The following is an 8,635-nucleotide window of genomic DNA, read 5'->3' as shown; positions in this document are numbered from 1 at the left end:
CTGATGGAGCGCATAAAGGAGGCCCTCGACCCGAACAACATCTTAAACCCGGGGAAGGTGCTTCCGTAAGCGAGGCAATTATTCCTATGAGAGAGTTTCAACACCCGCACTGCGGTCAGGATCGCGGATCGTAGTTATGGTGATGGTCTAGCGAGCCGCGGCTGTTCATGGATCTGGGACCGGTGATCTTTAACCGGGCCGCTGGTCAGTGTTCTCGGCAGTCGAGCCGTGCTGAGTTGGTACCGACGCATCTTCTAGAAAGCCACATAAGGAGCTAGCGATAATGACCGATGAAGAATCCTGCGCGCGCGTTGAATCGATCATAGAGCCTGAACTAGCAATGTGTGATCCACATCACCACCTCTGGGATTTTCCGCAGCTTTCGTGGCCACATTCGCAAGGGCCGACACACTATTTGCTGGCCGAACTACTCGCCGATATCTCCAGCGGTCACCGAGTGGAAAGCACGGTCTATGTCGAAGCCGGAGCTTTCTACCGTGGCCATGGACCGGAACCTCTCAGGTGCGTGGGAGAGACCGAGTTCGCCGGCGGAATGGCGGCGATGGCGGCCAGCGGCCGGTATGGCCCTGTTCTTGTGTGCGAAGGGATTGTGGGCCGCGCAGATCTAGCGGCCGGCGCGTCGGTGGCGGACGTCTTGGAAGCCCATATCCGAGCAGGAAACGGTCGGTTCAAGGGCATTCGTTTTGGCGGCCAATTTGATCCAGACCCCGACATCCGTCGCATGCACGGCTGGCGACCGCCCGCCGGCCTGTACAGCATGCCGAAATTCCGCGAAGGCTTTGTCAAGCTCCGCGAGCTCGGCCTCTGTTTTGACGCTCTTGAATACCACACGCAGATCGGGGAAGTGACGGAGCTCGCCGACGCATTTCCAGATGTTCGGATTGTTCTCGGCCACGCCGGGATGCCACTCGGAATCGGTTCTTATGCTGGTAAGCGTGATGAGGTTTTTGCTGCGTGGAAATCGGCGATCGATGACTTGGCCCAGCGCGAGAATGTCTATGTCAAGCTCGGCGGTCTTGGAATGGTGCACGGCGGCTTTGGATTTTGGTGTCGTGACCCAAAGGCAGGATCTCGGGAATTGGCTGTCGCGTGGCGGCCATATGTCGAGACCTGCATTGAAGCGTTCGGACCCTGCAGATCAATGTTTGAGAGCAATTTCCCGGTTGATGGCGCGACTTGCGACTACAAGACTTTGTGGAACGCATTCAAGCTGATCGCCGCCGGCGCTAGCGGTGAGGAGAAAGCGTGGCTTTTCAAAAGAAGTGCGCGTAGATTTTATCAGCTAGACTGACTTAGGTTCGGCGTTTTTGGTAACATCAAACGTCCTAAGGGGAGAGCGGGCTGTATCCGCGTTCCCGATTGCGCTACCCCAGCTTCAGGGAAAGCGCCAGTTCAATGCCTACCGCAACAGCGAGATCAAGAGTAACGGTATGACCTCCCACGTCTGCAGTGATCAGCGCGCGCGAGCGTATCAGGTCGGCATCCAGTACTGGCGCATGGCCTCGACGACGTCCGGAATGTCGGCGTTGCGCAGGAATTCCTCAGTATCGCGGCCCTTCTTTGGTGGTCCAAGCAGTGGACGGCCTTGATTGTCGACGCAATGCAGCAGGATGGGCAGGAGCAAGCCGTGGTGTATGCTGCTGATGTCGAGCAGCGGCGCTCAGGCCGATAGTCTCAGCTCCGCATGGCTGTATGGAATCCCTGGCACCACGGCCGCGCATCGACGTCGGCATTCGGCTTGCGGCCACGGACCGGCGCAAACCGATGTCGTGCGGTGGAAAGAACATTACTGATGTCGAGGTGGCGCAGCGCGACGCCGAAATTCGCGGCGAACTCCGGCGTGCCGCCATGGCCGAGCCCGCAACTGGAGGGCGAAGGCAGCATGAGCAGTCGAGTACTGACCGACACGACTGTTCATCTCGGCGGGGTGAAAGCGATGGCACGGTGACAAGGACATGCCGAGCAACTCGAGAAGCCTTCCTCGTCCCGGGGAGAAATCGCCGGAGCTCAAGGTAGGCCGTATAACCGGCGACACCGGGAAGGCGGCCGAAGACGAGAAGGTGGCGGCCGGGTCCGTAGTAGCGACGAAGCGGAGTAATGTCCGTGGAGCGAAGGGGCCCTGCCATTTGCGATGTCTCCAACATAAGGAAGGCAAGGACGAGATGACAAAGGCGTCCATCGATTTGCAGACCTGAGGCGGAGACTATACGTCAAAGCGAAGGCTGAACCGTCCTGGCGTTCTTGGGGACTGTACGTCCACGTTTGCAAGATGGAGACGCTGCGCGCTGCGTACGAGATGGCCAAAAAGAACGATGGGGCACCGGTGTGAGTGGCGGAGTAATTCTCCCCACTTTTGGCATTTGAAAATTCTCCAGTTTTTGTGACGGCCGACCGTCCAGGGCATGCCTTAACGGTCGGCCGGCGCGCCAAATCGCCGACGCTCCTCCTGCAGGCGGAAGGGAGGGCGCGGTGATCAAGCTTGGGGAACTTGTCATGATCCGGGATTTGCATCGCCAAGGTCTGTCGGTCAGTGCGATCGCCCGGCAACTTGGTATCGACCGAAAGACAGTCAGGGCCTACATCGCCAATGGCTTGGAGCCGCCAGTCTACAAAAAGCCACCAAGCCCGTCGGATCACTTCGAAACCTAATTGAGCGAATGCTGGCCGCCTATCCGGGCCTTACCGCCGTGCGGCTGTGGCGTGAGCTCAAGGAACGCGGCTTCGTCGACGGCTACAGCATCGTCCGCGATCGCGTACGCGAGCTGCGACCTTCCGGCGGACTTCGAAGTGCGCTTGAAACGCCAGCGGGTGAGCAGGCGCAAGTCGACTTCGCCAGGTTCAAGGTCGAGTTCGTCGACGAGCCAGGGGGCAAGCGCATCGTCTGTCTGTTCTCGATGGTGCTCGTCTGCTCGCGGCTGATCTGGGTGCGCTTCGTTGTCCATCAAGATCTGCAAGCAGTCCTTTGCTATCAAATCGCCGCTCTGGAGGCGATCGGCAGCGTTCCGCGCGAGATCCTCTACGACCGGATGAAGACCGCGGTCCTCGGCGAGGACGCCGAGGGGCTCGTGGTCGTCAATCGTGCATTGGTCGATCTGGCTCGCCTTTTTTTTGCTTCCAGCCGCGCCTGCCGGCCCTATCGGGCCAAGACCAAGGGCAAGGCCGAGCGGCCGTTCCGATACATCCGCGAGGACTTCTTCCTCGGCGTCTTCCGCAATCTTGACGACCTCAACGGTCAGCTCCGCCACGGTCGCCAATCCTCGGATGCACGCCACGACGCACCGGTCGTCAACGAGGCTTTCGCCGGGGAAAAGGCGTCACTGCATGCATTGCCGAGTGCGCCGTATCGGGCGGTGTTGCGTCTGGAGCGACGGGCCTCGCATGAAGGCATGGTGAGCGTCGGCGGCAATCTCTATCACGCGCCGGCGGATCTTCGAGGTCCATGTTCTCGCCGACGAAATCCGCATCTTCGAGGGCGGCGCTCTGGTGGCAAGCGATGCTCTGCTCGAAGAGCGAGGCCAGAAGCGGCTCGATCCGGCATCGCAAGCTCGCCAGCTGCGGCCGACGCCGTCCAGGTAACGCAGAACCAATCACCCTCACGCGCACGGGTGACCACGCCGTTCGTCGTTCGCCGAACTTCTATGCAGCCGTCGGCCGCCGCCTGGCAGCCCAGGAGGTCGTGTGATGAGTGCGTCCTCCGTCGAGCGTATCAAGACCAGTCTCGTCGCCCTGAAGATGCCGCGCGCACTGGAAATCCTTGATGCCACCCTGCGCGGTATCGAACGCGGCGAAGTCGGCGCCGTCGAAGCCTTGCTGACTGAAGAACTCACGATGCGCGTCAAAATGGCGGTCCAGATGGCCAAGTTGTCGGCGATTTTCAACAAAATCGCCCTGTTTGCGCAGTATTTCTTCAATGCTTCGCCGATTTTTGCGCGCTTTAGTAGCCCGCACGGCGCTAGCTCTTCATTTGTTGGACTCCTTTAGGCAGCCGGCCTTATGAACTCCAGCAGGACTGAGCGCATGAATGCGGGGGCGCCTGAATCTGAGAGGGAACAAGGTCTGCGATTGACGCCGACCCGATCAGGCTACCGACGTCATCAATCCGCTCGAAGGCGATCTCGTTGAGGCGGTTAGGGAGTTGAAAGGTGGCGGCGTGCAGTATTCGTTCGAAATGTTGGGTCTAACGGAGACGGGCGAGGAGACCTTCAACTGCTCGCATATCGCCGGGACTGCGACGATTGTTGGAGCAATGATGCCGCCCGAAGCGACGTTGTCACTACGGGGCTACGATTTCCTTGCGGAAAGCCGTAGCTCGCTGATGCGGTCCAATCGGTTTCGCACAGACGTTCCAATCATTAATCTCTCAACCATTGGGTCAGCGCCAAGATCGGATTATCTAAGATAAATCAAGGCTTCGAGAATATGAAGGCCAGCACGATTATGCGCAGTATCGTGACCTTCGACTAAAGTCCGTAAGATGACGGCGCGCCATGATCGTCAGCCAAGCCATTGGTACATTCGCCCGATCAATCGCTTCGCGACTAAAGCGGCGAAGAGGAAGAGTGAGATGTCACAGTATCAAATGCTAATTAATGGCAAACTTGTTCCCGGTGAACAGAAATTGCCCGTTCTCAACCCGGCGACCGAAGAGATTGTCGCATTGTGCCCGCGTGCAAGCGCTGAGCAGTTTGACGAGGCCGTGGCTGCGGCGAAAGAGGCGTTTCCCGCTTGGTCGCGTACCCCTCTTGAAGAGCGCGGGGCATTGTTGATCAAGGTCGCAGAAGTAATCGAAATTAATTCCAATGAACTTGCCTGTGTGTTGACATCCGAGCAGGGCAAGCCGCTTGAGAATGCGAAAAGTGAAGTTAGATGCATGTCCGACTTCTTCCGCTACTTCGCGAACCTGAACCTTCCGGCTAAGCGCATTGGCCAAGCAGAGGGGTCTGACGTCCAATTGCTGCGGCGACCGCTCGGTGTAGTGGCCGCGATCATAACGTGGAATTTCCCGCTCTCTATTGTAGGCGTTAAGGTCCCGCCTGCACTCCTCGCCGGCAACACAATTGTTGTGAAGCCTGCGCCGACCACACCGTTGTCAACGCTGCGCTTCGCCGCATTGATCAAGGATATTTTGCCTGCAGGTGTAGTGAATGTGGTGACCGATGCGAATAACCTCGGCCATGTGCTGACTGCACATCCGGATGTCCGCAAGGTCTCATTTACGGGATCGACGGAGACGGGCAAGAAGGTCATGGCCAGCGCATCCTCCACCATCAAACGTCTCACGCTCGAGCTAGGCGGCAACGATGCGGCAATTGTGCTCGCAGACGCCGATCCAAAAGCAATCGCGCAAACACTATTTGATCGAGCCTTCGGCAACAGCGGTCAGATCTGTCTGGCGATCAAGCGGCTGTACGTTCATCAATCAATCTATGATGAAATGTGCGACGAACTCGCCCGCATCGCCAACCACACTGTTGTGGACGACGGCATGAGACCGGGCGCCCAGCTCGGGCCCGTGCAGAACAAGACGCAATTCGAAAAGATAAAGGGATACATAAAGAGTGCGTACGAGGATGGCAATGTAATTGCTGGCGGAAGACCGCTCGAGCGACCCGGCTATTTCATCGCGCCCACGATTGTCCGAGATATCACGGATGGAACACGTTTGGTTGACGAGGAGCAGTTCGGCCCGATCCTACCTGTCATCAAATACGTAGATCTTGATGACGCCATAGTGCGTGCCAATAATTCCGAGTACGCACTTGGAGCTTCGATCTGGTCGTCCAACGTTGCTAAAGCTAGAGAAATTGCGAGCCGCATGGAGGCGGGCAGTATCTGGATTAATACGCATAACGACGGGGCGCCCGATACGCCCTATGGTGGCCTCAAGCAGTCAGGCATCGGAGTGGAGCTCGGTGAAGAAGGGCTAGCGGAGTACACACAGATCCAGGTGATGAGCGTACCCTGAACAGGCAGTTTCGCGTGATCGCGACAGATCCATGATTGGTTCAAATCGTCCCAAAAAACAGCGGCCGTGCGAATCCCAGCTTGCCTCGTAAAGTTGCGCCGAACTAACGCTATGACTGGCTGAATGATCGCAAGCGGTGCCCTCAGGCCACGGCCTCGAACCTGTGACGTGAATTTTCGAACTCGCAAAGCATTCGCTATTTGCCCGAATTCGTAGCTGCTGACAGCGATCTCCGCAAAATGATCGAAGCATCTGCTCGTGCTTCGCTCTAGGTGGCGCGCGGTGTCAGCGACCGCGAGGCATTCCAGGTGATCGACTACCGCCGCATGTTCGGGTCGATGACCAAGTAGGTTGGCCAGATCGACGACGCCCACCGCATCTCGGAATTCGTCAGTCGCGCCTATCACACCGCAATGTCGAGCCGGCGCGGCCCCGTGGTGCTCGCGCTGCCCGAGGACATGCTGTCGGACATCGTGGCCGTCGAAGACGGCATGCTCAGGTGCCGCAACCGCATCCCTATCCGGAGGACATGCAACGCGACGCGGCGTTACTCGCGCAGGCGCAGCGACTGCTGATGATGTTGGGCGGCAGCGGCTGGACCACGCAGGCCTGCCACGACATCGGACAGTTCGCGGCGAAGTACGACCTGCTAGACTAGTGGCGTGCTCATTCCGTCGCCAGGACCTATTCGAAAACCGCTCGCCCAACTACGCCGGCGATGTGTGCGACGAGCCGAAGCTGGAGGATTGCATCCGGCAGGCCGATCTGCTTCTGCTGGTCGGTGCGCGCATGGACGAGATACCGTCCAGCGGCGGCGGGCCTTTTTTGTTTGCGGTCGTTCTCTGGTGGTCCGGTCGGCCGGTATGCCGGTGGTTTGCCTGACAGGCGACGGCGACTTCCTCATGACCGCACGCGCAGCCGTCCAGCTGGTCGTGCCTTTGCCGAAGGAGGCGCGACTAACCAGTCGGACGCGGGTTCTCGCATTCCTTCAAAATCCCGAATGCGACCAGCTTCATCGAGAAGAACCCGCGGCGGGCACCGTGCTGCGCACGCAAGTCGCGTAGGACCAGGAATCGGGCCAACTCGGTTGAGCGCTCATGTAAGCGCACAAACGACCCCGGTTTCTGCAAGAATGAGCGAGCGTCGACACTACGCGGCTTTGTTTGCGGATCACCGTGAATTCTGGACTCACAATCTCGGTCGATCGAAGGCAATCAACAGACAGCGAAAGTTGCCACCGCTCCATGGTTCACAGGAAAGTGGGCCTGCGAAGCAAATGCCATAATCCAGCTTTCGATCGCGGGGACTTAGTCGTCCGTGAAAAAGTGCCCAAGCCGTTGAGTGAGAGTCGGTTTTTGGCACCACTGCGGGTTTGGGATTGCAAGCTTTTGGGGCCGGGAGGCCGGAAAGGCTGCAATTTCATTTTCACGATTCCTTCGAATCGCCAGCCGTGATTCCGTGGTCGCAGCGGAGGCGAGCGATGCGACCGAAGAAGCCGGAGACGACGGAGGAAGGCGATCTGTTTCGCGCCAGGCTGGATCAGATCATCAACCTGAAGCACGAGTTGGTGCAGCTTGGCGGCAAGATCCACTGGGATTGGATCGATCGCGAGATCGCGCCGCTCTACAGCGCGAAGGGGCGGCCGGGGATCGCAAGCCGTTTCGTCATCGGGCTGCTGTTGCTCAAGCACATCTACGGCCTGTCCGACGAGGAGGTCTGTGAGCGCTGGGTCTATGACCCGTATTTCCAGCACTTCACCGGCTTTGAGTTCTTCCAGCACGAGTTCCCGCACGAGCGCTCCGATCTGAACCATTGGCGCAAGCGGCTCGGCGACAAGCTGGAGCTGTTGCTGGCCGAGAGCCTGAGGGTGGCGCACGAGACCGGCGCGTTGCGGACGCGCGATCTCAAGCGGGTGACGGTGGATACCACCGTTCAGCCCAAGGCCGTCACCTTCCCGACCGACGCCAAGCTCGTCCATGCGGCGATCAGGGGCCTCAATCGGCTGGCCCGCGCGCACGGCGTGCGGCTGCGGCAATCGTATCTGCGCATCGCCAAGCGGGCGGCGATGATGGCCGGACGCTATGCCCACGCCAAACAGTTCAAGCGTCATCGGCGGCAGCTGGGCCTGTTGCGAACCCGGCTCGGACGCCTCATCCGTGACATCCGCCGCAAGATCGCTGGCCAGGGCGAGCTCGAGGCTGCTTTCGAGCAGCCGCTTTCGCGCGCCGCGCAGATCCGTTCCCAGGAGCAGCGCCAGCGCGGATACAAGCTCTATTCCTTCCATGCGCCCGAGGTCGAGTGCATCGGCAAGGGCAAGGCCGCGGCGCCTTATGAGTTCGGCGTCAAGGCTTCGATCGTTACCACCAACGGCAGGCCGCCCGGCGGTCAGTTTGTGCTTCATGCCAGGGCGCTGCCGGGCAATCCCTACGACGGGCACACGCTCGGCGACGTCATCAACGGTACCGAGAAGCTCACCGGCTGTGCAATCGAGCGCGCCTATGTCGACAAGGGCTATCGCGGCCACAAAACGGAGAACCCACGCCGCGTCTTCGTCTCCGGCCAGAAGCGTGGCGTGCCGCGCGGCGAACAGGGTGGAAGTGGAGCGTCGACCAGGATGAGAGGGCTTCGCCGGGCTCGTGACGCAGGGAG

Annotated in this window: 9 protein-coding genes and 1 pseudogene; 8 read left to right on the top strand and 2 right to left on the bottom strand. The window is 59.4% G+C overall.

What is annotated here, in order from left to right:
- The first annotated feature begins 3 nt into the window (after nt 1–3).
- Together Q2941_RS49330 and Q2941_RS49325 are read left to right on the top strand one after the other, a co-directional pair.
- Nucleotides 4–69, top strand: a complete 66-nt coding sequence (locus Q2941_RS49330; protein WP_458197206.1) for an FAD-linked oxidase C-terminal domain-containing protein — start codon at nt 4–6, stop codon at nt 67–69.
- A 214-nt stretch (nt 70–283) separates the two neighbouring features.
- Entirely contained in the window at nt 284–1,312 is a 1,029-nt protein-coding gene (locus tag Q2941_RS49325) for an amidohydrolase family protein (RefSeq protein ID WP_458197204.1), read from the top strand.
- Nucleotides 1,313–1,492: 180 nt separating this feature from the next.
- Here the strand turns inward: Q2941_RS49325 and Q2941_RS49320 are convergent, their stop codons facing one another.
- Entirely contained in the window at nt 1,493–1,645 is a 153-nt protein-coding gene (locus tag Q2941_RS49320) for a hypothetical protein (RefSeq protein ID WP_458197203.1), read from the bottom strand.
- A gap of 50 nt (nt 1,646–1,695) precedes the next feature.
- Nucleotides 1,696–1,905, bottom strand: coding sequence for a hypothetical protein (locus tag Q2941_RS49315; protein WP_458197202.1), 210 nt, complete (start codon nt 1,903–1,905; stop codon nt 1,696–1,698).
- A 585-nt stretch (nt 1,906–2,490) separates the two neighbouring features.
- On the opposite strand from Q2941_RS49315, the pseudogene istA reads away from it, so the two are divergent.
- From istA to Q2941_RS49285, 6 genes and pseudogenes are all read left to right on the top strand, one after another.
- Nucleotides 2,491–3,703 (top strand): annotated as a pseudogene (gene istA, locus Q2941_RS49310) (IS21 family transposase).
- Nucleotides 3,703–4,002 carry a hypothetical protein gene (locus Q2941_RS49305; RefSeq protein WP_458197201.1) on the top strand — a complete coding sequence of 100 codons (300 nt, stop codon included), beginning with the start codon at nt 3,703–3,705 and terminating at the stop codon, nt 4,000–4,002. The pseudogene istA and the gene Q2941_RS49305 overlap by 1 nt, the downstream one beginning before the upstream one ends.
- Nucleotides 4,003–4,114: 112 nt before the next feature.
- Nucleotides 4,115–4,423 carry a zinc-binding dehydrogenase gene (locus Q2941_RS49300; protein WP_458197205.1) on the top strand — a complete coding sequence of 103 codons (309 nt, stop codon included), beginning with the start codon at nt 4,115–4,117 and terminating at the stop codon, nt 4,421–4,423.
- 162 nt (nt 4,424–4,585) lie between these two features.
- Nucleotides 4,586–5,986 (top strand): aldehyde dehydrogenase family protein, encoded by a 1,401-nt coding sequence (locus Q2941_RS49295; protein WP_458197200.1) that lies wholly within the window; start codon nt 4,586–4,588, stop codon nt 5,984–5,986.
- A 529-nt stretch (nt 5,987–6,515) separates the two neighbouring features.
- Nucleotides 6,516–6,644, top strand: coding sequence for a hypothetical protein (locus Q2941_RS49290; protein ID WP_458197199.1), 129 nt, complete (start codon nt 6,516–6,518; stop codon nt 6,642–6,644).
- Nucleotides 6,645–7,466: 822 nt separating this feature from the next.
- Nucleotides 7,467–8,635 (top strand): IS5 family transposase (locus tag Q2941_RS49285; RefSeq protein WP_458197198.1); only part of this gene is annotated, 1,169 nt, incomplete at its 3' end.

The sequence above is a fragment of the Bradyrhizobium sp. UFLA05-153 genome, assembly GCF_054185185.1.
Note: the sequence above shows the minus strand (reverse complement) of the source record. Positions and strands in the feature narration are given on the sequence as shown.

Excerpts from the sequence above, each read along its gene's own strand:
- Q2941_RS49305 (WP_458197201.1), top strand. The coding sequence starts at position 3,703 with ATGAGTGCGTCCTCCGTCGAGCGTATCAAGACCAGTCTCGTCGCCCTG.
- Q2941_RS49295 (WP_458197200.1), top strand. The coding sequence starts at position 4,586 with ATGTCACAGTATCAAATGCTAATTAATGGCAAACTTGTTCCCGGTGAA.
- Q2941_RS49290 (WP_458197199.1), top strand. The coding sequence starts at position 6,516 with ATGCAACGCGACGCGGCGTTACTCGCGCAGGCGCAGCGACTGCTGATG.
- Q2941_RS49315 (WP_458197202.1), bottom strand. The coding sequence starts at position 1,905 with ATGCTGCCTTCGCCCTCCAGTTGCGGGCTCGGCCATGGCGGCACGCCG.
- Q2941_RS49325 (WP_458197204.1), top strand. The coding sequence starts at position 284 with ATGACCGATGAAGAATCCTGCGCGCGCGTTGAATCGATCATAGAGCCT.